Annotated in this window: 19 protein-coding genes and 3 tRNA genes; 6 read left to right on the top strand and 16 right to left on the bottom strand. The window is 46.6% G+C overall.

Annotated features, from left to right (window positions below; translation table 11 throughout):
- Positions 1-111: 111 nt before the first annotated feature.
- A complete protein-coding gene (gene ffh / locus ACN0RF_RS00885) occupies positions 112-1,476 on the bottom strand; it encodes a signal recognition particle protein (protein ID WP_317498585.1) in 1,365 nt (454 codons plus the stop codon).
- Positions 1,477-1,633: 157 nt separating this feature from the next.
- Between ffh and ACN0RF_RS00880 the strand changes: the two genes are divergently transcribed.
- Together ACN0RF_RS00880 and ACN0RF_RS00875 are read left to right on the top strand one after the other, a co-directional pair.
- Complete coding sequence (locus tag ACN0RF_RS00880; protein ID WP_417438318.1) at positions 1,634-2,428, top strand: cytochrome C assembly family protein; 795 nt, start codon at positions 1,634-1,636, stop codon at positions 2,426-2,428.
- A gap of 68 nt (positions 2,429-2,496) precedes the next feature.
- Entirely contained in the window at positions 2,497-3,795 is a 1,299-nt protein-coding gene (locus tag ACN0RF_RS00875; protein ID WP_417437714.1) for an HlyC/CorC family transporter, read from the top strand.
- Here the strand turns inward: ACN0RF_RS00875 and ACN0RF_RS00870 are convergent.
- Both ACN0RF_RS00870 and gshA read right to left on the bottom strand, forming a co-directional pair.
- Positions 3,792-4,430 (bottom strand): hypothetical protein, encoded by a 639-nt coding sequence (locus tag ACN0RF_RS00870; protein WP_110013842.1) that lies wholly within the window; start codon positions 4,428-4,430, stop codon positions 3,792-3,794. The genes ACN0RF_RS00875 and ACN0RF_RS00870 overlap by 4 nt on opposite strands.
- A 128-nt stretch (positions 4,431-4,558) precedes the next feature.
- Entirely contained in the window at positions 4,559-6,172 is a 1,614-nt protein-coding gene (gene gshA, locus ACN0RF_RS00865) for a glutamate--cysteine ligase (RefSeq protein ID WP_417437713.1), read from the bottom strand.
- Between the two features lie 168 nt (positions 6,173-6,340).
- On the opposite strand from gshA, the gene ACN0RF_RS00860 reads away from it, so the two are divergent.
- Together ACN0RF_RS00860 and ACN0RF_RS00855 are read left to right on the top strand one after the other, a co-directional pair.
- Positions 6,341-8,941, top strand: a complete 2,601-nt coding sequence (locus ACN0RF_RS00860; RefSeq protein ID WP_417437712.1) for a response regulator — start codon at positions 6,341-6,343, stop codon at positions 8,939-8,941.
- A gap of 9 nt (positions 8,942-8,950) precedes the next feature.
- Entirely contained in the window at positions 8,951-9,124 is a 174-nt protein-coding gene (locus ACN0RF_RS00855) for a hypothetical protein (RefSeq protein WP_011234969.1), read from the top strand.
- Here ACN0RF_RS00855 and ACN0RF_RS00850 read toward each other — a convergent pair.
- From ACN0RF_RS00850 to ACN0RF_RS00810, 9 genes are all read right to left on the bottom strand, one after another.
- On the bottom strand, positions 9,121-10,248 hold the full coding sequence (locus ACN0RF_RS00850; RefSeq protein ID WP_417437711.1) for a sodium ion-translocating decarboxylase subunit beta: 1,128 nt from the start codon (positions 10,246-10,248) through the stop codon (positions 9,121-9,123). The two genes, ACN0RF_RS00855 and ACN0RF_RS00850, sit on opposite strands and share 4 nt — an antisense overlap.
- Before the next feature lies 1 nt (position 10,249).
- The gene (gene oadA / locus ACN0RF_RS00845; protein WP_417437710.1) at positions 10,250-12,073 is read right to left on the bottom strand and encodes a sodium-extruding oxaloacetate decarboxylase subunit alpha; all 1,824 of its coding nucleotides are present in this window, start codon (positions 12,071-12,073) and stop codon (positions 10,250-10,252) included.
- Entirely contained in the window at positions 12,073-12,333 is a 261-nt protein-coding gene (locus tag ACN0RF_RS00840; protein ID WP_342488029.1) for an oxaloacetate decarboxylase subunit gamma, read from the bottom strand. The genes oadA and ACN0RF_RS00840 overlap by 1 nt, the downstream gene beginning before the upstream one ends.
- A 182-nt stretch (positions 12,334-12,515) precedes the next feature.
- Positions 12,516-12,592: transfer RNA gene (locus tag ACN0RF_RS00835), tRNA-Arg, on the bottom strand.
- 21 nt (positions 12,593-12,613) lie between these two features.
- Positions 12,614-12,690, bottom strand: a tRNA-Arg gene (locus ACN0RF_RS00830).
- Between the two features lie 21 nt (positions 12,691-12,711).
- Positions 12,712-12,804, bottom strand: a tRNA-Ser gene (locus ACN0RF_RS00825).
- Positions 12,805-12,966: 162 nt separating this feature from the next.
- Complete coding sequence (gene csrA, locus ACN0RF_RS00820; RefSeq protein ID WP_011234973.1) at positions 12,967-13,155, bottom strand: carbon storage regulator CsrA; 189 nt, start codon at positions 13,153-13,155, stop codon at positions 12,967-12,969.
- Between the two features lie 147 nt (positions 13,156-13,302).
- On the bottom strand, positions 13,303-15,900 hold the full coding sequence (gene alaS, locus ACN0RF_RS00815; RefSeq protein WP_011234974.1) for an alanine--tRNA ligase: 2,598 nt from the start codon (positions 15,898-15,900) through the stop codon (positions 13,303-13,305).
- 81 nt (positions 15,901-15,981) lie between these two features.
- Positions 15,982-16,449 (bottom strand): regulatory protein RecX, encoded by a 468-nt coding sequence (locus tag ACN0RF_RS00810; RefSeq protein ID WP_011234975.1) that lies wholly within the window; start codon positions 16,447-16,449, stop codon positions 15,982-15,984.
- Between the two features lie 50 nt (positions 16,450-16,499).
- On the opposite strand from ACN0RF_RS00810, the gene ACN0RF_RS00805 reads away from it, so the two are divergent.
- Complete coding sequence (locus ACN0RF_RS00805) at positions 16,500-17,219, top strand: SIMPL domain-containing protein (RefSeq protein WP_417437709.1); 720 nt, start codon at positions 16,500-16,502, stop codon at positions 17,217-17,219.
- 98 nt (positions 17,220-17,317) lie between these two features.
- The gene (locus ACN0RF_RS00800; RefSeq protein ID WP_417437708.1) at positions 17,318-19,135 is read left to right on the top strand and encodes a diguanylate cyclase; all 1,818 of its coding nucleotides are present in this window, start codon (positions 17,318-17,320) and stop codon (positions 19,133-19,135) included.
- Here the strand turns inward: ACN0RF_RS00800 and ACN0RF_RS00795 are convergent.
- Genes ACN0RF_RS00795 through ACN0RF_RS00780 form a run of 4 tightly spaced genes read right to left on the bottom strand, consistent with a single transcriptional unit; the run spans position 19,132 to position 22,410 of the window.
- Positions 19,132-20,181, bottom strand: coding sequence for an agmatine deiminase family protein (locus ACN0RF_RS00795; RefSeq protein ID WP_417437707.1), 1,050 nt, complete (start codon positions 20,179-20,181; stop codon positions 19,132-19,134). The genes ACN0RF_RS00800 and ACN0RF_RS00795 overlap by 4 nt on opposite strands.
- The gene (rluB, locus tag ACN0RF_RS00790) at positions 20,182-21,042 is read right to left on the bottom strand and encodes a 23S rRNA pseudouridine(2605) synthase RluB (RefSeq protein WP_011234979.1); all 861 of its coding nucleotides are present in this window, start codon (positions 21,040-21,042) and stop codon (positions 20,182-20,184) included.
- A complete protein-coding gene (gene scpB, locus ACN0RF_RS00785; RefSeq protein WP_417437706.1) occupies positions 21,042-21,614 on the bottom strand; it encodes an SMC-Scp complex subunit ScpB in 573 nt (190 codons plus the stop codon). Before scpB ends, rluB begins: the two co-directional genes overlap by 1 nt.
- Complete coding sequence (locus tag ACN0RF_RS00780; RefSeq protein WP_417437705.1) at positions 21,595-22,410, bottom strand: segregation and condensation protein A; 816 nt, start codon at positions 22,408-22,410, stop codon at positions 21,595-21,597. The genes scpB and ACN0RF_RS00780 overlap by 20 nt, the downstream gene beginning before the upstream one ends.
- Between the last annotated feature and the right edge of the window lie 12 nt (positions 22,411-22,422).

Raw genomic sequence — 22,422 nt, 5'->3', positions numbered from 1 at the left:
TCAATATAACTGTTTTGTAAATGTAAAAAATAGCAAAGCCCTCCGACAGAGTCGGAAGGCTCGGCAATTCTACTGATTTTTACTGCAAATGCAAGCTTGACGCGCTTTTTCCTAGCGTCCGGGGAACATTCCTGGTGGCATCTTTCCGCCCATGCCGCGCATCATTTTCTGCATGCCGCCACCTTTCATTTTTTTCATCATTTTTTGCATTTGAGTAAACTGTTTAAGCAACTTGTTCACGTCCTGTACCTGAGTACCAGAACCGGTCGCTATACGGCGCTTACGCGAGCCCTTTATTACATCGGGACGTAGCCGTTCTTTGGGGGTCATGGAATTGATAATGGCTTCCATGCGCAAGGTCATTTTGTCATCCATCTGACCTTTCATTTGCTCAGTCATTTTCCCCATGCCCGGCATTTTAGTCATTAATCCCATCATGCCGCCCATTTCACGCATTTGTACGAGCTGATCACGAAAATCCTCCAGTGAGAACTGGCCTTTCTTCATGACTTTTTTCGCCACTCGCTCCGCTTTCTCTTTATCGACTTTTTGTTCTACTTCCTCAATCAGAGAAAGCATGTCGCCCATACCGAGAATTCTGGAGGCTACACGGTCAGGGTGAAACGGCTCGAGCGCATCGTTTTTCTCACCAACGCCCAGGAATTTAATGGGCTTACCGGTAATATGGCGAATAGACAGAGCCGCACCACCACGAGCATCACCATCGGTCTTAGTCAGAATAACACCCGTTAAAGGCAACGCTTCGCTAAATGCTTTGGCGGTATTTGCCGCATCCTGACCCGTCATCGCGTCAACGACAAACAGAGTTTCAACTGGGTTTATGGCTGAGTGCAGTTGCTGGATTTCCTGCATCATATCTTCGTCAATAGCAAGACGACCGGCGGTATCCACTAACACCACATCAATAAACTGCTTACGTGCCTGAGCAATAGCAGCATTAGCAATATCAACTGGTTTCTGCTCAGTGGTGGAAGGGAAGAACTCCACCCCTACCTGCTCGGCAAGCGTTTCCAACTGTTTAATAGCGGCAGGACGATAAACGTCGGCACTGACTACCATGACTTTTTTCTTCTGGCGCTCAGTTAAATATTTAGCCAGTTTGCCCACACTGGTGGTTTTACCTGCACCTTGCAAACCTGCCATCAGAATAACCGCCGGCGGTTGGGTATTTAATTGCAGGGGCGCATTCGCCTCACCCATTGCCGCTTCCAACTCAGACTGGACAATTTTCACAAAAACCTGGCCCGGCGTCAGGCTTTTATTGACCTCTGTACCCACTGCCCGTTCTTTAACTTTAGCAATAAAGTCTTTGACCACAGGCAAGGCAACATCGGCCTCAAGCAGCGCCATGCGAACTTCGCGCAAGGTTTCTTTAATATTGTCTTCGGTCAGTCGGCCCCGGCCACCAATAGAATGTAGCGTTTGCGACAAGCGTTCCGATAAATTCTCAAACATGTCGATCGTCTCTTATATTGCGATTTCTGACGTTAATAGTAATGGGGACAGTATATCTGATTTGCAAGAAAGTTTCGCCCCGTAAGTATTGGGTTTAGCCGACTGACGTCGTATACTCAGGGCACGAACAACAGGAATCAGGGAAGTCGAGCGCGTGATGCTCTCTTTATTGTTGCTAATCAGCTTATTGGGTTACAGTGCCAGCGCTTTTGTTATTCTACAAAATATATTAAAAAACAAAGTGCTTCACCCAGCTTATCAGATTGTACCAGCTGCTTTGGCGGTTGCTGCGCATGGCTGGCTCATTTTAATACAACTTTCTAACGATGATTTCGACCACATTAATATCTCATCCAGTCTGGCTATTGTCGCTTTTCTGATAGCCGCCTTAACCGTAGTAAAAAATAATCAGGCCAGTAACTTATTCCTGAAGCCGGTTATTTATCTATTTTCAGCGCTTACCACACTGTTACTTGTGTTTACTCCGGTTAACTGGGGCGCAGACATAAGCACCGGACACGGACTGGTTTTTCATATTACCCTGTCGCTGGTCGCTTATGGAATACTGGCATTAGCCACACTTTACGCGTTACAAACCAGTTACTTAAACCGTGTATTAAAAAACCGCAAAGGTCATATTCTGCTGAGCAAACTGCCACCATTAATGACTGTCGAAAAATATTTCTTCAACCTTCTGGCGCTGGGCACTTTTGTGCTGTTTCTCGCTCTGGGTTCAGGGTTTCTTTTCCTCGATGATATGCTCGCTCAACAGCAAGCACACAAAACCATTTTAACCAGCGTCGCGGCTTTGCTTTACCTTTTGGCGGTTGTCCTACACCGGACATCAGGCTTACGTGGACGCATTATTGTGGTCATTACCGTACTTGCCAGCACCCTATTAACCTTAGGGTATTTTGGCAGTCGGTTCGTGAAAGATTTTCTCTTATCCTGAATGACACTTGACTTCATAGCTGAGAACTCTACATTGTCACATTCACAGTATAATTAAGGAATAAACCGTTGGACGAGATATCAACGGGCATGTTGCTCGTGATTTTAGCCGTACTGTTATTTTTATCCGCATACTTCTCTGGCTCCGAAACTGGCATGATGTCTATCAACCGGTACCGTCTGCGCCATCTGGTACAAAACAATCATCCCGGAGCTAAGCGTGTCCAGTACCTGCTTGATCGTCCCGATCGGTTAATTGGCCTTATTCTTATTGGCAATAACCTGGTTAACATTGGTGCATCGGCTATCGCAACAATCCTTTGTCTGCGCTGGTTCGGTGACGCAGGAATTGTTATCGCTACTTTTGGTTTAACCTTAATTATTCTGATTTTTTCTGAAGTTACGCCGAAAACCATAGCGGCACTGCATCCGGAGCGTATTTCTTTCCCCAGCTCCTTAATTTTGATGCCTTTGCTGAAAGTCATGTACCCTATCGTTATTGGTATGAATTTCATCACCAATTCTTTCATGCGCCTGCTGGGGGTTAACCCGAAGCAGTCACAAATGGCTGACGCGTTAAGCTCCGACGAGCTGCGCACAGTGGTTAACGAAGCCGGAAACTTAATTCCTACGTCGCACCAAGAAATGTTGGTCAGTATTTTAGATCTCGAGAAAGTTACTGTAGAAGACGTCATGGTGCCCCGTAACGAAATCGTGGGTATCGATATTAGTGACGACTGGAAATCTATCGTTAAACAACTGTCAAATGGTCAGCATACCCGTGTACTGCTTTATCGCAATGAAATAGACGATGCTATCGGATTTTTGCATGCCCGCGATATTATGCGCCTGATGAGCAAGAACCAGTTTACTGCAGATAAATCCATATTAGTTCGCGCGGCAAGAGACAGCTACTTTATTCCCGAGGGCACACCGCTGAATGTTCAGCTGCTGAAATTTCAGCGTCGTAAAGAACGCATCGGACTGGTTGTCGACGAATACGGCGACATTCAGGGGCTTGTTACTCTGGAAGATATTCTGGAAGAAATTGTCGGCGACTTCACTACCTCTATGGCACCTGCACCCAGCGAATCTGTCACACTGGAAACTGACGGCAGCTTTTTAGTCGACGGCTCAGCTAACTTGCGCGAATTGAACAAAGAAATGAATTGGGACTTTCCGACTGATGGCCCAAAAACCTTAAGCGGTCTTATTATTGAACAGTTCGGAGATATTCCTGATGCCCGGTTGTCACTGCGTTTAGGCGGTTATCCGGTAGAGCTTGTTGAAATTGGTGACACCATGATAAAACAAATTAGAGTGTTTCCTGAGCTCTACCAAAAACCCGACAACCAGGCCAATGACTAACCGAAGAATAAACGCCATAGCCAGCCGTGCTTTAAATCTTCCTCACACTTATTCAATTGCGCGGCGTATGTCATAGAGCGACTTTTTACGACCCTGGATACTTTTACCAGCCAGGGTTTCTTTAAATAAGACTTACGCTGATAACCACCCCAGCCTTCATGGTAGTTAAGGTATTGTCCGTAAGCATCCCATTTAGATACCCCATTAATTTTATAGGTTTTTGCTATAAACCAACCCATAAAATCAATCGCATCTTCAAAATCATCGCGGCTCGCCCAACCGTTACCCGTTTCACGCTGGTAATCTTCCCAGGTCATCGTTTTCGCTTGCGAGTAACCGTAAGCTGAGCTTACCCGCCCCCATGGAATAAAACCTAAAAGGTAGTCTCTGGGAGGCAAAGCATTATGCTTGAAGGAACTCTCCTGATACATCATCGCCATTGGTACATGAATAGGTACGCCCCAGCGTTCACGCACGTCAGCGGCCGCATGATACCAGTCACGGTGCTCTTCAAAAATATGACAGACATTTTCAGGGTTCGCAGGAGGGGGTGTTGCGCAACCACTGAGAGTCGCGACAAACAAAGCACTTATCAGTACTTTCGATTGAATAGGGAAAAAAAGTTTTATCGCCATTGAACTTTATTCACTCGTTAAACTCTCAGTAATTGAACACATGTTGTAGCTGATAAATGCATTCATGTTCATCCCCTGAACGTTTTATTGAACGCAGTCCAAATTTGGGCTGCGTTTTTTTATGTTTATCAATCAGCTAGCTGACCAGAGCGTGCCGCCTGTTTGAAATAATTTGCCAGAAACGTATCAAAGTCGACGTTATTGTCTTGCTGATAACGTTCTTCAAACGCTTGCTCTGATTCGGCCGCCCATTTAGCAAAGTCGTCTTGTTGATAGTAACTGAGCGGCTCATTTTTCATTTGCTCGCGGTATTGCTTAGCTAACTGCATACCTAAATTGCTGTTATCGCGGTCTTCTTCTTTGAGCAAGCGTAAAATTTGACCCGATAACGTACTTTCCGGATTTAATACCCACTCGTACAAATCCGCTAAATGATTCTGATAAATTTTATTGTCTGAACTGCTATCCAGTGCTTTAGCAATTGAGGAGAAATCTGCAAAAAGCTCTTCCAGCCAGTCGGCCATTAGGCGATCAATGCCGTTTTGCTGCAAGCTTAAGCGCGGATCACGTCCCTGCATAACCACTTTAGTAAAATTCTTGTCGGCTTGCTGCTGCTGTTCCCAGCTCATTTCTTCGCTTGGTTGTAATAAACAATGCAAAAGCATTAAGTCCAGAAAATGCATTTGCTGCGCCGTGATACCCACATCACTAAACGGGTTCACGTCCAGTGCACGAATCTCTACATACTCTACCCCACCACGCTCTAGGGCCTGGCTTGGCGTTTCGCCATCGCGGGCTGTCTGTTTAGGGCGAATTGGCGAATAAAACTCATTTTCTATCTGCAGAATATTATCGTTAAGCTGACGATAATCGTCGCCTACTTTTACACCGATTTTCGAAAACTGCTGAGATGGCGTTGTAATTGCGCGACGCAGGCCTGTCACATACTCATCCAATGAATTATAAGTAATTTTCAGCGTTGCCTGTTCTTTATTGGTATAACCTAAGTCGCTCATTCGCAACGACGTACCATAAGGCAAAAATACCGTACCTTTACCTACCGTATCAAAATCCCATTTTTTCAGAATCTCTTCGTTTTTCGTCTGACTGAAAAACGATTTACACAAAGCGGGGGAAGCGCCAAACAAGTAAGGAATAACCCAGGCCACGCGCTTAAAGTTACGGATGAGAGCGAAATAGCGTTCGGTACGGAAACTTTGGTTATTACTGACACCCTCAATCTCCGCTAATTCTTCCCACATTGCATCGGACACAGAAAAATTATAATGCACGCCGGCAATAACCTGCATAGTGGCGCCGTAGCGATAGGTTAATCCTCGGCGATAAAGGCTTTTCATGCGTCCCGAGTGCGAGTCACCATATTTAGCGATACGAATATCGTCATCTGAGCCAATGTAGCAAGGCATGCTCATTGGCCACAACAATTCGTCATCTATGGCGTTATAAGCCACCCGATGAATATCACGGAGCTGTGACAGCGTTGTGTCAATATCGGAGGCAACCGGAGTAATAAACTCAAGTAGGTTCTCTGAGTAATCGGTTGTAATGGTCGGATGCGTCAGAGTTTTCCCCAGTTCCTGAGGATGGTCACCCGGTGCCAGCGTTCCATTTTCTTTTATACGCAAAGCTTCACGTTCAATACCACGCTTAATGCCCTGCCAAACTGCTGTTTTACCCGATTGCTTAAGCTTTTCGATAACTGCTTGAAATGTTGCTTGCAAAAGACAACTCCATTCACTGAGACGGAAGGTTTTCTGCCGCTAAGCTTACTGGTAATTCGCTAAAAGGTCTATGGTTGTCACTCTTAATTTGACCACATAACTTGGCGATTACGGCTCAACGTGGCAGACTAGCTGCTGTTTATATAACCTTTCGGTTACGGACCAACCATGAATTCATTCTGGACATTTTTACAGCTCATTTTTGTCATTCTTCAGGTAACCAGTCTTGCGTTATATGCCCTGTTACCTGCCCCCTGGAGTGACACTGTATTAGTCGCGATGATTCTGTTCAGTTTGATTATTGGCATTGTCATTTGGTGGTGGTCCCGGCGCAACGCACTGACAGCGCCTTTTCGGCAACCCTTTTTATCGTCAGACTCGTTACAACTGTTTGAACAAGTTTTTAATGACCTGCCAACCCGGGTTTACTGGCGCGACCCCGAACTAAAATTGTTAGGCGGCAACCGTGCTTTTGCTAATGACTTTGGTATTGACCCTGAATCTCTGGCCGGAAAAGCGGATGCAGAAATTGATTCCCTTGCCAGTAATGACGTATTACTGGATCGCGACAGAAAAACCTATAGTCAGCAAGCCCCTTCCGTTAATGCAGAAATCGAACTGAAAGTAAGCGGTAAAAGCCAGTGGGTCGAGCATTCCAGTGTTCCGCTTTACGATGACGACCACAATATTATCGGCATTCTCGGCAGCTATTACGATATATCCGGCATTAAATCAGTTGCGGAAGAAATGGAAAAAGCCAAAGAAACCGCCGAGCGTGCCAATCAGTCAAAAGGTGAATTCCTGGCAAATATGAGCCATGAAATTCGCACACCAATTAACGCTATTGTGGGTATGGCAAACCTTTGCCTGAAAACTGAACTTACCCAAAAACAAAAACGCTACATCAAAGTCATCGACTCTTCTTCACAGGCTTTACTGGGCGTTATTAATGACATTCTCGATTTTTCAAAAATTGACGCGGGTAAGTTAACTGTCGAGCGCATTCCTTTCGATTTGCAGGATGTTCTGACCTCACTGGCCGACATGTTTGCTTACCGGGCTTACGATAAAGACCTCGAGTTTATTATTAATTTACCGGCCAATATACCCACGCGTTTAATTGGCGATCCGCTGCGCTTGAATCAGGTGCTGGTTAATCTGATCAGTAATGCTATTAAATTTACCGAAGACGGTGAAATCAATGTTGCCGTTAACCTGCTGGACAGTTCCCGGGATAATGTTTTGTTACGGATATCGGTTACCGATACCGGTATTGGTATGGACGAAGAGCAGCGCGCTAACCTCTTTAAAGCCTTTACTCAGGCAGATACTTCGACAACCCGTAAGTATGGCGGTACCGGCCTTGGCTTAGCTATTTCCCGACGTCTTATTTTATTAATGGGCGGTGATATCGGCGTAACCAGCGCCGCCGGTCAGGGCTCAACGTTTTACATAGAAGTAGAACTGCCGTTACAGACAGAGCAGGACAACAGTCATCATCAGTACCTTTTGCAGAAACTTAAAGGCGTTCGAATTCTCGCCATTGATGACAACTTAAGTACCCGCGAAATGCTGTATGAAATGCTGCGCAGTTATCAGGTTGACGTAAAAGTGTGCCGCACGGCGGAACAAGCCCTGCAAGTTTTTCAGCTGTCTGTCGAGGACAACAATCCTTATCAACTGGTTTTGGTTGACTGGCGTTTGCCGGGTATGGATGGCCTCGAATTTTGCCAGAAGGTAACCGAACGTTATGCAGAGGACATACGGCCGAAAATGACGCTGGCGACAGGCTATTATGCTGAAGAATTATCAGAAAAGGCGAAACAGGCAGGCGTCAATGACATCATTTCAAAACCCTTTACCGCGTCAACCCTAGGTAGAAGCCTGACCTCAACGTTATTTCAGCGAGAGCTCTCCGATGCGGACGATGCTGACAGTGGTGACAGCATTCCGGAAAGTATTTTGCGAGCGCCGATTTTGGTGGTAGAGGACAATGAGATTAACCAGCAAGTTGCCAGAGAAATCCTCTCAAGCCACAAATTTAAAGTGGATATAGTGGAAAATGGGCAGCTAGCAGTAGAAGCCGTTCATAACAAAAATTATTCGCTGGTATTAATGGACATTCAAATGCCGGTCATGGACGGGCTGAAAGCTGCGCAAACAATCCGCGCCGACTTCAATTATCAGCAGCTTCCTATTCTGGCAATGACAGCCAATGCTATGAGTGGTGACGAGGAGCGTTCACTTGCCGCGGGTATGCAAGGACATATTGCTAAGCCAATTGATGAACAACAACTGATTAAAGCCATTATTAAATGGGCGGTCCCGGGTGACTACACCAATAACCAACAACCAGAAACATTACCAGACCCCACGCCGGAAGAGGTTACTAAACCGCCGGTTCGCATCCCACAAGTGAAGGGTATTGAGTTTGAAGCGGCTTTAAAACGTTTACAGTACAATGTTGAGCTTTATATCAAGTTAGTAGAACAGTTGTATGAAACCTATCAGGGCAGCGCGACAAAGGTTTCTGACTTTATTACCCGGGGTCAGCATGAAAGTGCGCGCCGCTATTTCCATTCATTAAAGGGAGCCGCCGCGAATCTTGGCTTTACTCAATTACAAAGCAAAGCCGCTGACTTAGAGCAATTTATGGCTGAAGGTAATATTGATAAAGTTGCTGACCAGATCACTGAGCTGGAAAAACGTTTACGCTATGCGCATCAGGCGGCTGTAGACTTAGAAGCCATTCAACAACATCAGTCTTGAGGAATTACTATGATCCGCTATTTTTTTATTATTCCGTTACTACTCAGTCTGATTTGGTTGCTGTATTTACGCGCTAATGGTTGGAGTATCAAACAAGGTTACAAAGGCTTTGTGTATATTGCGGTGATAAGCGCTGTCATCGCCGCTTTTTACACGGCGATGATGTTTTTGACCGGACGTTAAACCAATGCCAGTAAAACCCCCGCTGCAACGGCTGAGCCTAATACTCCGGCTACGTTAGGCCCCATAGCATGCATCAGCAGGAAGTTTTGCTGATTAGCCTGTAACCCAACCTTATTAACCACCCTTGCTGCCATAGGTACAGCGGAGACTCCGGCAGCACCAATTAACGGGTTAATCGGGTCTTTGCTGAATTTACCCATTAATTTCGCCATTAAAATGCCACTGGCGGTTCCTATGGCAAATGCAACCGCACCTAATACCAAAATGCCCAGCGTCTGGAAACTGAGGAACTGATCCGCCTGCAGTTTTGAGCCCACAGCCAAACCGAGAAAGATGGTCACGATATTAATCAGCTCGTTCTGAGTGGTTTTCGTTAAGCGCTCCACTACACCAGATTCACGCATTAAGTTACCCAGGCAGAACATGCCGACCAGAGGCGTTGCTGAAGGCAAAAACAGCAGCGTTAGCCCCATGGCTATTAGCGGGAAGAAAAGCTTTTCACGACGAGCTACCGGCCGTAACTGCTCCATTTTAATCTCACGCTCGGCCTGAGTTGTCAGCAGTTTCATTATTGGCGGCTGGATAATAGGCACCAGCGCCATATAAGAATAGGCCGCAACAGCAATAGCGCCCAATAAATCCGGTGCCAGCTTCGACGCCAGGAAAATAGCCGTGGGACCATCAGCGCCGCCGATAATTGAAATTGCCGCCGCATCGGACATCGAAAACTCAATGCCGGGTATGCCATTCAGAGCAATAGCACCAAACAAGGTAGCAAAGATACCGAACTGAGCTGCCCCACCTAAAAACAGCATTTTAGGGTTTGCCAGAAGAGGACCAAAATCGGTTAACGCCCCAACGCCCATAAAAATAAGCAAAGGGAACACACCGGTATCGATACCAACGCTATACACGTAATAAAGAACCCCGCCTGGCTCAGTGAAGCCGCCTAAGGGGATATTTGCCAGTATCGCGCCAAAACCAATAGGTAATAGTAATAAAGGTTCAAATTTCTTTGAGATTGCTAAATACAACAACAATCCCCCCACCAGAATCATGCTGAACTGGCCAAATGTCATTGCAGCAATGCCGGTGGTTTCCCATAAAATCTGCAGCTTTTCCATATCAGCCTACCGTCACCAGAGCATCACCTACGGTTACTGCGTCGCCTTCTTTTACATGAAGAGACTGAACAGTACCGTCTTTTGGTGCTTTAATATCGGTTTCCATTTTCATGGCTTCCATCACTAAGACAACGTCACCAGCTTTAATTGCCGCGCCCTCTTTGGCTACAACTTTAAAAATATTACCGGCTAATGGCGCTTTTATGGTTTCACCCTCGCCTGAACCACCTGATGAGTCCTGCGATGGCTCCGGTGATGGCTCCGGTGATGATTGCGAAGACTCTGCTGAGGACGATGACTTCACAGAATCGAGCTGACCCGCTGGGCCAACTTTTACATTATAACGCTTGCCCTCAACCTCAACTTCGTATTGCTCAACATCTCCGGTTGCTTTTGGAGCTACCTGCTCTTTAGATTCCGTTTTCTCTTCAGGTTCTTCTCCGGGCACCGGCTCAAAAGCATCCGGGTTATCACGGTTCTTCAGGAATTTAAGCCCAATTTGCGGAAACAGTGCATAAGTTAAGACATCATCAACAACATCGTCCGCTAAACGAATATCTTCATCTGTCGCTTTATCTTTTAGTTCTTTAGTCAGCGCATCCAGTTCATTATCCAGTAAATCCGCCGGGCGACAGGTAATAGCCTCTTCACCGTCCAGAACACGCTTCTGCAAGTCTTTATTAACTTCCGCAGCAGTTGCTCCATATTCGCCTTTAAGAACCGCAGCTGTTTCTTTAGAGATATTCTCGTAACGTTCACCGCTCAACACGTTCAGAACCGCCTGGGTTCCTACAATTTGTGAGGTTGGCGTAACCAGAGGGATAAAACCAAGATCTTCACGCACCTTCGGAATTTCTTCTAAAACTTCATCGAATTTGTCCAGCGCGCCTTGCTCTTTTAACTGCCCTTCCATATTGGTCAGCATACCGCCCGGCACCTGCGCCAGAAGAATGCGCGCATCAACACCTTTGAGAGACCCTTCAAACTTAGCGTATTTCTTGCGCACGTCGCGGAAATAGCTGGCGACTTCCGCTAAGTCAGGTAAAGACAAGCCTGTGTCCCGGTCTGTATTCTCGGTCATGGCAACCAGGGTTTCTGTTGGCGAGTGGCCGTAAGTCATGCTCATTGAGGAAATGGCGGTATCCAACATATCGATGCCAGCATCAATAGCTTTTTGGTAGGTTGCCACACTCAAGCCCGTTGTTGCGTGACACTGCATGGCAATCGGCAAGTCAGTATTTTTCTTCAACGCGCTAACCAGTTCATAGGCATCGTTAGGTCTTAACAAGCCAGCCATGTCTTTAATGAATAACGAATCACAGCCTAAATCTTCCAATTCCTGTGCCATTGCCACCCATTTATCCAAGGTATGAACCGGGCTGACAGTGTAAGCGAGAGTACCCTGCGCATGACCATCAACGTCTTTTGCTGCTTTTATCGCTGTCTTTAAGTTACGAACGTCGTTCATCGCATCAAAAATACGAAAAACATCAACACCGTTTTCCTTTGCGCGTTCAACAAAACGTTTCACCACGTCATCGGCGTAATGCCTATATCCCAGCAGGTTTTGCCCGCGAAGCAGCATTTGCTGGCGAGTATTCGGCATGGCTTTTTTCAGTTCGCGAATGCGTTCCCATGGGTCCTCTCCAAGATAGCGAATACAAGAATCAAAAGTCGCTCCACCCCAGGACTCCATTGACCAGTAGCCGATGCTGTCGAGCTTTTCAGCAATGGGAAGCATGTCGTCCAGGCGCATACGCGTTGCGAGTAGTGACTGATGTGCGTCACGAAGTACCAACTCTGTTAGTAACAGGGGTTTACTCATTATGATTTCTCCTTGTTATTCGCTGCTTTTTTGCCTTGACGGTAGCTGTGTACCGCAGCAGAAATTGCAGCCAGTACCGCAGGAGTTGCTGCATCAGAGTTATTATCTTTGACTGATGGCTGGGTGCTGGCAACAGGCTCTGGTGTTGGGATCAGGCGTTTCATAACGCTCATGGCAACGACCAGTAAGCAAAGAAAGATGATGACTGCGCCCATACCGACCAGCATGAGTTGCGCAGCTTGACTGAGCAATTCTGACACGAAGCACTCCTGATTGGTTGCTAAGGTATTGTTATAAAATTATTAAATACCATGGTAGCAAGTCACGCAAGGAGATACAGCAGTAAATAGTGGGTATTCAGGATTTAAATGAGATTAAAAAATATTCAAAAGGATTAATATGCAAAGAAGATAATTAAGGGGGGGGAAGATATAAAGAAGAATGGCGCGCTCGGGAGGACTCGAACCTCCAACCGCCTGGTTCGTAGCCAGGTACTCTATCCAGTTGAGCTACGAGCGCGTATTCAGGTTAGTAACAATATGGCGCGCTCGGGAGGATTCGAACCTCCGACCGCCTGGTTCGTAGCCAGGTACTCTATCCAGCTGAGCTACGAGCGCGTAATTGTTACTGTAAACGACTGGCGGAGAGGGAGGGATTCGAACCCTCGATAGGGCTACAAACCCTATACTCCCTTAGCAGGGGAGCGCCTTCAGCCACTCGGCCACCTCTCCAAATCGTTGTGGCGTGAATTCTAGCGATGTTGGCAATAATGTCAATCGCTTTTTTAAAAACTAGGGTTTAAGTGTGGGATAATTGACCATCTCGCGTGATTTTTCTTCAGAATGCTCAAAAACATAAAAAAAGACCGGCTTTCGCCGGTCTTGTCTAATCACTTATTCTTTATCTTGCTCATCGTCTTTCTCAGACTGAATGCGCATGTATATTTCTTCGCGATGAACGGAAACGTCTTTCGGGGCATTAACACCAATACGTACTTGGTTTCCCTTAACGCCGAGAACGGTGACCGAAACATCATCACCTATCATTAATGTTTCACCTACACGGCGAGTTAAAATTAGCATAGATTGCTCCTTCAATACTGTTCCGATTCTTACCGCGAATATCGAACTTTTCCCTGATTGGCGTAAGCAGTCTACCAACACTGAGAGTGATTACACTATAACGAAGCGCATATTTCTTCGTTGTGTTTTGATCGCTTACAGAGACAGCTAAAGCTGTTGCTGTAACCAAGTCGTCGCAGTAGCCAACGCTTCATTTAGCTGTTCCGGGAGTGAACCACCTGCCTGCGCCATATCAGGACGACCTCCGCCTTTGCCTCCAACGACATTTGCAGCCTGATTCACGATATCTCCTGCTTTAACTTTAGACGTTAAATCGGTAGTAACGCCAGCAATTAAACTGACTTTATCACCGTTTGCAGTTCCCAATAATACGATACCTGAGCCCATTTGGTTCTTCAGATCATCAACTAATCCGCGCAAAGATTTCGGGTCTGCCTGATCTAACTCTGCAATGATTGCTTTAACCCCATTAATATCAACAGCCTGAGCGATTAATCCACCACCGGCCTGCTGTGCCAGCTTTTGTTGCAGTTGCTCGTTTTTACGCTCTAATTCACGGAACTTATGCTGTAACTGCTGGACTTTTTCGGCCACAGAACTTGGTTCTGTTTTCAACTCTCCGGCAATTTGCTGCAATACACTTTGTTGTTGTTGAGTATATCGTACGGCTGCTTCTCCGGTTACCACTTCAATACGACGCACACCCGAAGCAATACCGCCCTCCGACGTTATTCTGAATAAGCCGATATCGCCTGTAGCTTTGACATGAGTACCGCCACAAAGCTCCATGGAGAAGTCTCCCATGCGCACAACTCGTACTTGCTCGTCATACTTTTCGCCGAACAAGGCCATTGCGCCCGCTTCTTTTGCTTCATCAATGGCCATAAGCTGTGTTTGCAGTGGCAGATTAGCGCGAACTTGAGCATTTACCTCACGCTCTAACTGAGCCAATTGCTCTGTCGTCACTGGTTCAAAGTGCGAGAAATCAAAACGCATTTTGTCCGCTTCGACCAAAGAACCTTTTTGTGTAACGTGCTCGCCCAGCAGATTTCTAAGCGCTGCATGCAGCAAATGCGTTGCCGAGTGGTTGCGTTTAATATTCTCACGACGCTCAGAATCAATTTCGGCTTTTACGCTGTCGCTGAGCTTAACCGCAGCTTTCGCTACGCCGTGGTGCGCTATAGCTTTACCAATATACTGAGTATCGGTCACTTCAAATGCTGGTCCGTTGGCAACCAAAACACCTTTGTCACCGATTTGACCACCACTTTCTGCATAAAATGGAGTTTCTGATAAAACCACAATGCCGTTTTCGCCCGCCTGCAACTGCTCTACTGGCTTACCATCTTTAAATAACTCGACCACTTTTGCCTGCCCGACAACGTCATCGTAACCGGTAAATGCGGTTTTATTGTCAGACTTAAGCTGTTGATTATAATCCATGCCAAACTGAGAAGCCTGCTGAGCCCGCTGACGTTGCTCTGACATCGCCTGTTCGAAGCCTTGCTCATCAATTGTCAATTCCTGCTCACGGGCAATATCCGCGGTTAAGTCAACCGGAAAGCCATAAGTGTCATAGAGTTTGAAGACCACGTCGCCCGGTATAACATTACCTTTTAGCTCGCCAATTTCGTCTGACAAAATCGCCAAACCACGCTCCAGCGTGCGCGCAAACTGCTGCTCTTCGCGTTCCAGGGCGTCTTTAATAATTTGCTTTTTCTGCTCCAGCTCAGGATACGCTTCGCCCATCTGGCGAGCCAATTCGTCTACCAAACGGAAAAAGAAAGTGTCTTTAGCGCCCAGTAAGTGCCCGTGTCGCACAGCTCTACGTATTATACGGCGCAGAACATAACCACGGCCTTCGTTTGATGGCATAACACCATCGGTAATCAAGAAGGAGCATGAACGAATGTGATCGGCAATAACTCGCAATGATTTATTATCCAGGTCATTGGTGCCAATAATTTCAGCTGCCGCTTTAATCAGCGCCTGGAACAAATCAATTTCATAGTTACTGTGAACGTTCTGCATAATGGCAGAAATACGCTCCAGCCCCATACCCGTATCAATGGAGGGATCAGGCAAGGGTTCCAGGGTACCGTCAGCCTGACGGTTATACTGCATAAAGACCAGGTTCCAAATCTCGATGTACCGATCACCGTCTTCTTCAGGGGTTCCCGGCGGGCCGCCCCATACTTCTTCACCGTGGTCATAAAACACTTCAGAGCATGGCCCACAAGGCCCGGTATCACCCATAGACCAGAAGTTATCTTTTTCACCAATGCGCGAAATACGGTCTTCCGGTACGCCAATATCTTTGACCCAGATGTCGTAGGCTTCATCATCTTCGGTGAACACCGTAACCCAGAGCTTTTCAGCAGGCAGTTTCAACTCTTTGGTTAAAAAGTCCCAGGCGTACTGAATAGCTTGTTTCTTAAAGTAGTCACCAAAACTGAAGTTACCCATCATTTCAAAGAAAGTATGATGACGGGCTGTATACCCAACATTTTCTAAATCGTTATGTTTACCACCGGCACGCAGACAACGCTGCGCCGACGTGGCTTTATCATAACGACGTTTATCAGTACCCAGGAAAACGTCTTTAAATGGAACCATACCCGCATTGGTAAATAACAAGGTGGGATCGTTACCGGGGATCATTGATGCTGACGGAACTTTTTCGTGTCCTCGCTCAGCAAAGTAATTTAAAAATGCATCACGAATTTGGGCACTGTTCATGCTCATATTGAGTCCTACTTTTCTTAACTGAGTGACTTTAGGTCAATGTTTTAATGCTCTAAGACTATCACGAAGTAGCCGTCTAGCCTAGCGTCGTGGTCGATTGACGCAAGCGAAAATTTGCTCCGGGGTAAAGCCTCGCTGCTGCAAAAAGCGAACCTGCCGACTCCACTCTTTTTCATCGGCCGGGTCATCATCGCCAAACTTTTTCTGCTTCAGCTCTGCACACAATTCAAACCAGTCGACTTCCATGGATTCGAGCACATCCTCAACAATTTCCGTAGCAACGCCTTTTTGTTGAGTGGCCTGCGCCATGATTTTTAATCGCCCCTGTTTTTGCCCTACTTTTTCACGAATAAAGCTACCGGCAAAGCGTTCATCACTCTGCCAGCCTTCCTGTTTAAGTTCGTCAACAACGCGGTTAACCATTTCTGCAGGCCATTGCTTCTGGATTAATTTACGCTTTAATTCAGTTCTGCTTTGCTCCCGCATTGCCAGCAACCGAAAAGCACTGTCACGCAGTGCTTTTTCGTCATACTCTGAACTTTCGTCCATGGTCTATACTCCAACACCTAACTATGGAATTTGGTCTAAGGATGCTTAATATGACTCAGAGTAATTCAAAATCAAGGTTTCTCTTCATTTGTCTTGTCTTTCTCACGGCAGGATTTACCACTTTCGCTCAAGCAGACGAGCGTACCTTATCAATATCCGGCAGCGGCAGTGTTTCTGCTATTCCTGATCAGATGTCACTGACTTTCTGGATAGAAGAACGCGGGAATAAACTCAGCTCACAAAAGTCGGTGGTTGATGACACCACCAACCGCTTAATTAAAGATTTGAATCGTAAAGGTGTAGAAGACAAAGATATTCGTTCTTACCAATTACAAATTTACCCTCGCTATGAACAAAACGATGACGGGAAAACAGAGCAAGATGGCTTTGTGGTACAACGCGAAGTGCAGGTCACTTTGTTAAAGCCTGAGAACTACGACAGTATTATAGACTTGGCGCTAGCGCGCGGCGTCACTCGTGTTGGCCAGGTCAAGTTTGAAATTAGTGATCAGCAGGGTTTGTATCAACAAGCATTGATTAACGCTTATGAGCAAGCAAAAAATAAGGCCAAGCGTTTGGCTACTGCTGCGGGTCTCGAACTGACGGGAACATTAAGTATCGCGGAACGCTCTATGTCGCGTCCAGTGGTTATGCAAATGGCAGAAATGAGCAGCCGCTCAGATAAAGTGTCATTACCTGGTCAGCAAACCATTGATGCACAAGTAGAGGTTATATTCTCAACCAAAACTCAGTCGGGCTCGGACAATTAAATCGTTGCTATGTTGAGTACTCGGAGTAAAATGGCTTACTAATTAACGTTTTTATAACAGAAAGAGTCATTTTGTTCCGAAAATTTCAGAGTTTTTTATTGATTACCTTGCTAGCTGTCACTTCATTAGTTTCGGCTCAGGAGTGGCAGCAGCAACGTATAGATGCCAGTAGCAACCCGGATGCCTGGATAAAAAAGACCTCTGAATTAATAAAGCAGTACGATAACCAGCGCCAGTATGAAGAACTGGCAATGGCTTACGCACTGCAAGTTGAAGCCTATAGATATTCCGGCCACGAGAGTAAAGCGCATGCAGCCATAGATGAAGGTCTGCGCTTTGCTGAATTAGCCGATTCAAAAACAGCAAAAACTCTGCTGAGAATTAACCAAACATGGTATTTCTTACAACGAGGTCAACTTCGCCAGGCCAACACCAGCGTTATCTATGCAAGAGAAAACGCCAAGGCCTCAGGTAATAGCGATTTACAAATAGAAGCAGACATACTTCACGCGCAAGTGATGCAGAATACAGGGGATATAGCCCATGCACTGCAAACTCTTGAGCAGCTCAATCGTAATGCCTACACGGCACACCCCAGGTTGCAGGTAGAATTTCACGCTTTAATTGGTTCTATTTATCTTGATGTTGGGGCAAACGATATTGGTTTAGAGCACATTCAGAATGCGCTCGACATCAGCAGAGAACATTTAGGTCAATGGGATGTTTCGGTACTCGAGTACAATTTAGCCACAGCCTATCAAGCCGCCGAAAATGATGAAAAAGCCAGGCAGCATTTCGAGACGGCTTTAGAAATCAGTAAAGCCATTAACGATGATCTTGGCGTCGCTTATGCCCTTTTCCAAATGGCCTCAATTGATGTCAAAAACGAAAATTATCAACGGGCCTTAGAACGCCTCAACAGAGCTATGCCGCAATTTAAGTCGGCCGGCGCCCACCCTATGGAAGCACAGAGTCGGCTAGCTATGGTGTCGGCTTATTTAGGTACCAACGAACTTGAAACAGCCTTCGCTCAACTAGAAGCTGCCAGTTCGGTCATTAACACACTGACCGATAATCAGCTATATCAAACCCTTAATGAGCGTTGGTCTGAGTATTATCAGAGTAAAGATAATTACAAGGCAGCTCTGGAAAGTTATAAGACTTCTGTCGATTATATGCAAAAAGTGCGGGAGCAAACTCAAGATAAGCAAGTACAGGAAATTATGGTGCGCCTGGAAATTAAAGAGCAGGAGACCACCAATGAATTACTTAAAAAAGAAAATCAGTTGCAGCAGTTAGAACTGCAGGAGCAGCAAACCTCCTATTACCTGCTGGTGTGGATCATTATTTCAGGCCTTTTAGTGGTTATTATTGTTTCGGCTTTTCTGTATCAGCAATGGCGAGCTCGTAAAAACTTCGCCGAATTGGCATTAAAAGACGACTTAACCAATGCGCCGAATAGACGTGCTATTGTCCGTATTTGCAAAAAAGGTCTGGAGCAGGCTCGTGAGCAGCAGCGTCAGTTAGCCCTGGCCGTTGTCGACTTCGATTACTTTAAGGCAATAAATGATCAGTTCGGTCACGACGTTGGTGACCGCGTTTTACAGCGTTTTGCAGAAGTTGCCAAACTCAGTCTGCGTGATCAGGACAACTTTGGTCGCCTGGGAGGCGAAGAGTGGCTACTGGTATTTTTCGATGTCAGTAAAGAGGACGCGAAAAACATCTTTGAGCGCATTACCGCAAAAATGAACAGCAAGCCCATTACCGGTTTGCCGGAAGACTACCGCATTACCTTCAGTATGGGCTTCACCAACGCTCACCCGGAAGATAGCTTTGATTCTCTTTATAAACGTGCGGATGATGTTTTGTTCGAAGCTAAGGATAAAGGCCGGGAGCGCCTAATCATCACTGATTAAAGCTCATCTGTCTTACATTCAGGCAAATTATGACTGATACAGTGCAAACCGCCGCCCCCTAAGACAAATTCACGTGCGTCAACGGCAATAACCTTACGCTCCGGAAGAGCTTCGCGAACAGTCAGCAAGGCTTGAACGTCTGTGGTTAAACCAAACTGAGGTACTACAACCAGCTTACTCGTTTGCAAAACATTCACATAACTGCACAGTAAAGGCAGTTCAGCGGTACGTTTTAAGCTTGACGATGTCAGCTCAATTCCCTCTCTTTCTTCACTAGCAGGCCGTTGTGGAAGCGGCAAAGGTAATGGAATAGTTTGAATATAAGCCGGCAGTTTATCCAGTTGATTTTTAAGCTCCTGGCAGGTTTTATAATCGGGGTGCGCGGTATTATCCGTGGCCGCATACAACAAAGTATTGGCATCAACGAATAACGCCATATTATCTATATGCCCGCCCGTTTCATCAGCAACCAAGGCGCCATCAAAAAAGTGCAAACGCTGCCCGGGCAACAACTGACCTAATAACGACTTTATCTGCAGCTCTGTCATTGCCGAGTTTCGCTGCTTAATACAAGCCAGGCCAATGAGCCAGTCACCCTGTCCGTTGTGCGTAAAAGCGCCGCCTTCCGCAATAAGCAGGCTATTTGTTACTGGACGCATCAAGCGAGAACACAGACTCTGACTAAAAACTTTATCAGCAGCAATATCGTTCTGGACACCACCCCAGCCATCAAAATCAAAAGACAACGCCGCCAGCTGGCCGTCGCTGTTTAACTGCCAAAATGGCGTAGTATCGCGTAGCCAGATATCGTCATAATCAATTTCAATGCGCTGAACAGCTTTAAGTGCCTCGGGTACACTGTGGCTTATGCTGGCAGGAACAACGAGCGAAACCGGCGTATTGTCAGGCAATTGCTTTATTAGCTTTAGGAGAGCGTCACGAGCTGGAGCGGCATGCTTACGCCATACATCACTCCGGTATGGCCAGGCCAGCAACAAGCGCTGGTTTTCCATAAAATCAGGTAACCAGCGCGCAGTAGTGGTCACTTACTTACCCCGTCGTTTACTCTGTTTTTTATCCAGTCTGTGGCGGGCGGTGGCTTTACGAATTTTCGCAAAACGACGCTGTTTAGACTCTTCATGACGAGGGTCGAGGAACGACTCTTTCTCCGCCGGTAAGTTAACCTGAGCCCTTAACGCGTTGACCTGAGGCAATGACATTTCCGCCCAGCCACCTTGCGGCAAACCAGGTTCCAGAGGAATATCGCCGTAGCGAACACGGATAAGGCGACTGACCTGCACTTCCTGCGACTCCCACAAGCGACGAACTTCCCGATTACGGCCTTCACTGATGGTTACATGGAACCAGCGATTCATGCCATCACCACCGGCAGGCTTTATGCTATTGAAATGCGCAGGGCCATCTTCCAGTTGCACGCCTTTTCTCAGGCGTTGCATCATGGCTTCATCCACGTCACCAAACACCCGTACCGCGTATTCACGTTCAACCTGCTGGCTGGGGTGCATCAGGCGATTAGCAAGCTCACCGTCGGTAGTAAATAACAGCAAGCCGGAGGTATTTACATCCAGGCGCCCCACAGCGACCCAACGCGCACCGCTCATTCTTGGCAGGCGGTCATAAACGGTCGGCCGCCCTTCCGGATCTTTGCGGGTGCACAATTCACCCTCAGGCTTGTGGTATATCAGAACTCGGCAAATGACCTCTTCTTCAGGTTTAATCTGAACTTCGTGGCCATCAATGCGTACTTTTGCGTCGGCATCAATACGTTCACCCAATTGTGCTACTTTGCCGTTCACACGAATTCGGCCGGCAGAAATTTTTGTTTCAATTTCGCGGCGTGAACCATGTCCAGATCGGGCTAAAACCTTTTGTAATTTCTCGGTCATTACGAATCATCTCTCTCGTTAGTCGCTGTCTCAGCGGTACGTTCATCATCTTCATTAAGTGTGTCGATATCAGGCAATTCTGATAAATCACTTAAATTAAAATCATCTAAAAAATCGTTAGTGCTGGCATAAAGCTGAGGTCTTCCCGGCACTTCTTTGTGCCCTACAACCTTAACCCAGCCTCGTTCCTGTAATGTTTTCATTATTTGGCTACTGACACTAACACCGCGTATTTGTTCAATTTCGCCACGCGTAATAGGCTGCCGGTAAACAATTAACGCCAAAGTTTCCAGCAAAGCGTTTGAGTAACGCGGTGGTTTTTCCTGCCAAAGCCCGGCTAACCTCTGCCCCAGCTCGGCCCGGGTTTGAAAACGGTAACCGGAAGCCACTTTCACCAACTCAATACCACGTTCCTGATAGTCTGACTGCAACTCTTTAAGATGCTGCCTTATAGCCGCCAGCGAGGCCTCTCCTTCATTCAGCAACAACTGGTGCAGCTGCTCAGCCGACAATGGCTGAGGGTGCGAAAACAAGGCCGCTTCAATAAGTTGTTTAAGCTGTAACGGATTCATCTTGATTGTGCTGTCTCAAACTCAGGCGAATATCACTCATAGGCTCTACTTGTGACAATTCTACCATTGATTCTTTCACAAGTTCCAAAATTGCTAAAAAACTGACCACAGCTCCGGCGCGACCTTCTTTTCGGGTAAAGAGCTGGCTAAAAGAAACGTATTTTTTATGGCTCAACAGCTCCAGTACCTGACTCATCCGCGCGCGTGTCGATAGTTGCTCGCGCTTTATCTGGTGGTGAGCTTTTAACTCCACTTGTTGTAACACCCGACTAAAAGCAAGAGTTAAGTCTTCAAGAGTCACTTCCGGAGGCGCAGCTGTTACCCACTCGCGAGCATTACTGCCTACTTCGCTCAATAAAATGTCCCGCCCCACCTGTGGTTGCTGATCAATATATTCAGCCCCCTGGCGTATCGCCTCGTATTCCTGCAGGCGTCTTATGAGCTCCGCTCTAGGGTCTTCTTCCTCATCCTCTTCCTGAGGCGGCTTGGGTAGCAGCAAACGGCTTTTTATTTCGGCCAGAATGGCCGCCATCACTAAGTAATCGGCGGCAAGCTCCAGCTTCAGCTCTTGCATCATGTCCACATACTCAACATATTGCCGGGTAATGGCCAGAACAGGCATGTCCACAATATCGAGCTTTTGTTTGCGAATTAAATACAACAAGAGATCCATCGGACCACTGAAAGTGTCGAGTATAACTTCCAGTGCATCCGGCGGTATATAGAGGTCTTCAGGCTTTTCTATAACCGGTTCGCCGCGAACAAAGCCTAAAGGCAGTGACTGTTGTTCCGCCATAACTAAACCGAA

This window comes from Idiomarina sp. (genome assembly GCF_048260185.1).
GTDB lineage: Bacteria > Pseudomonadota > Gammaproteobacteria > Enterobacterales > Alteromonadaceae > Idiomarina.
Note: the sequence above shows the minus strand (reverse complement) of the source record. Positions and strands in the feature narration are given on the sequence as shown.

Excerpts from the sequence above, each read along its gene's own strand:
- ffh (WP_317498585.1), bottom strand. The coding sequence starts at position 1,476 with ATGTTTGAGAATTTATCGGAACGCTTGTCGCAAACGCTACATTCTATT.
- ACN0RF_RS00880 (WP_417438318.1), top strand. The coding sequence starts at position 1,634 with ATGCTCTCTTTATTGTTGCTAATCAGCTTATTGGGTTACAGTGCCAGC.
- ACN0RF_RS00870 (WP_110013842.1), bottom strand. The coding sequence starts at position 4,430 with ATGGCGATAAAACTTTTTTTCCCTATTCAATCGAAAGTACTGATAAGT.
- ACN0RF_RS00860 (WP_417437712.1), top strand. The coding sequence starts at position 6,341 with ATGAATTCATTCTGGACATTTTTACAGCTCATTTTTGTCATTCTTCAG.
- ACN0RF_RS00855 (WP_011234969.1), top strand. The coding sequence starts at position 8,951 with ATGATCCGCTATTTTTTTATTATTCCGTTACTACTCAGTCTGATTTGG.
- ACN0RF_RS00850 (WP_417437711.1), bottom strand. The coding sequence starts at position 10,248 with ATGGAAAAGCTGCAGATTTTATGGGAAACCACCGGCATTGCTGCAATG.
- oadA (WP_417437710.1), bottom strand. The coding sequence starts at position 12,073 with ATGAGTAAACCCCTGTTACTAACAGAGTTGGTACTTCGTGACGCACAT.
- csrA (WP_011234973.1), bottom strand. The coding sequence starts at position 13,155 with ATGCTAATTTTAACTCGCCGTGTAGGTGAAACATTAATGATAGGTGAT.
- alaS (WP_011234974.1), bottom strand. The coding sequence starts at position 15,900 with ATGAGCATGAACAGTGCCCAAATTCGTGATGCATTTTTAAATTACTTT.
- ACN0RF_RS00810 (WP_011234975.1), bottom strand. The coding sequence starts at position 16,449 with ATGGACGAAAGTTCAGAGTATGACGAAAAAGCACTGCGTGACAGTGCT.
- ACN0RF_RS00805 (WP_417437709.1), top strand. The coding sequence starts at position 16,500 with ATGACTCAGAGTAATTCAAAATCAAGGTTTCTCTTCATTTGTCTTGTC.
- rluB (WP_011234979.1), bottom strand. The coding sequence starts at position 21,042 with ATGACCGAGAAATTACAAAAGGTTTTAGCCCGATCTGGACATGGTTCA.
- scpB (WP_417437706.1), bottom strand. The coding sequence starts at position 21,614 with ATGAATCCGTTACAGCTTAAACAACTTATTGAAGCGGCCTTGTTTTCG.
- ACN0RF_RS00780 (WP_417437705.1), bottom strand. The coding sequence starts at position 22,410 with ATGGCGGAACAACAGTCACTGCCTTTAGGCTTTGTTCGCGGCGAACCG.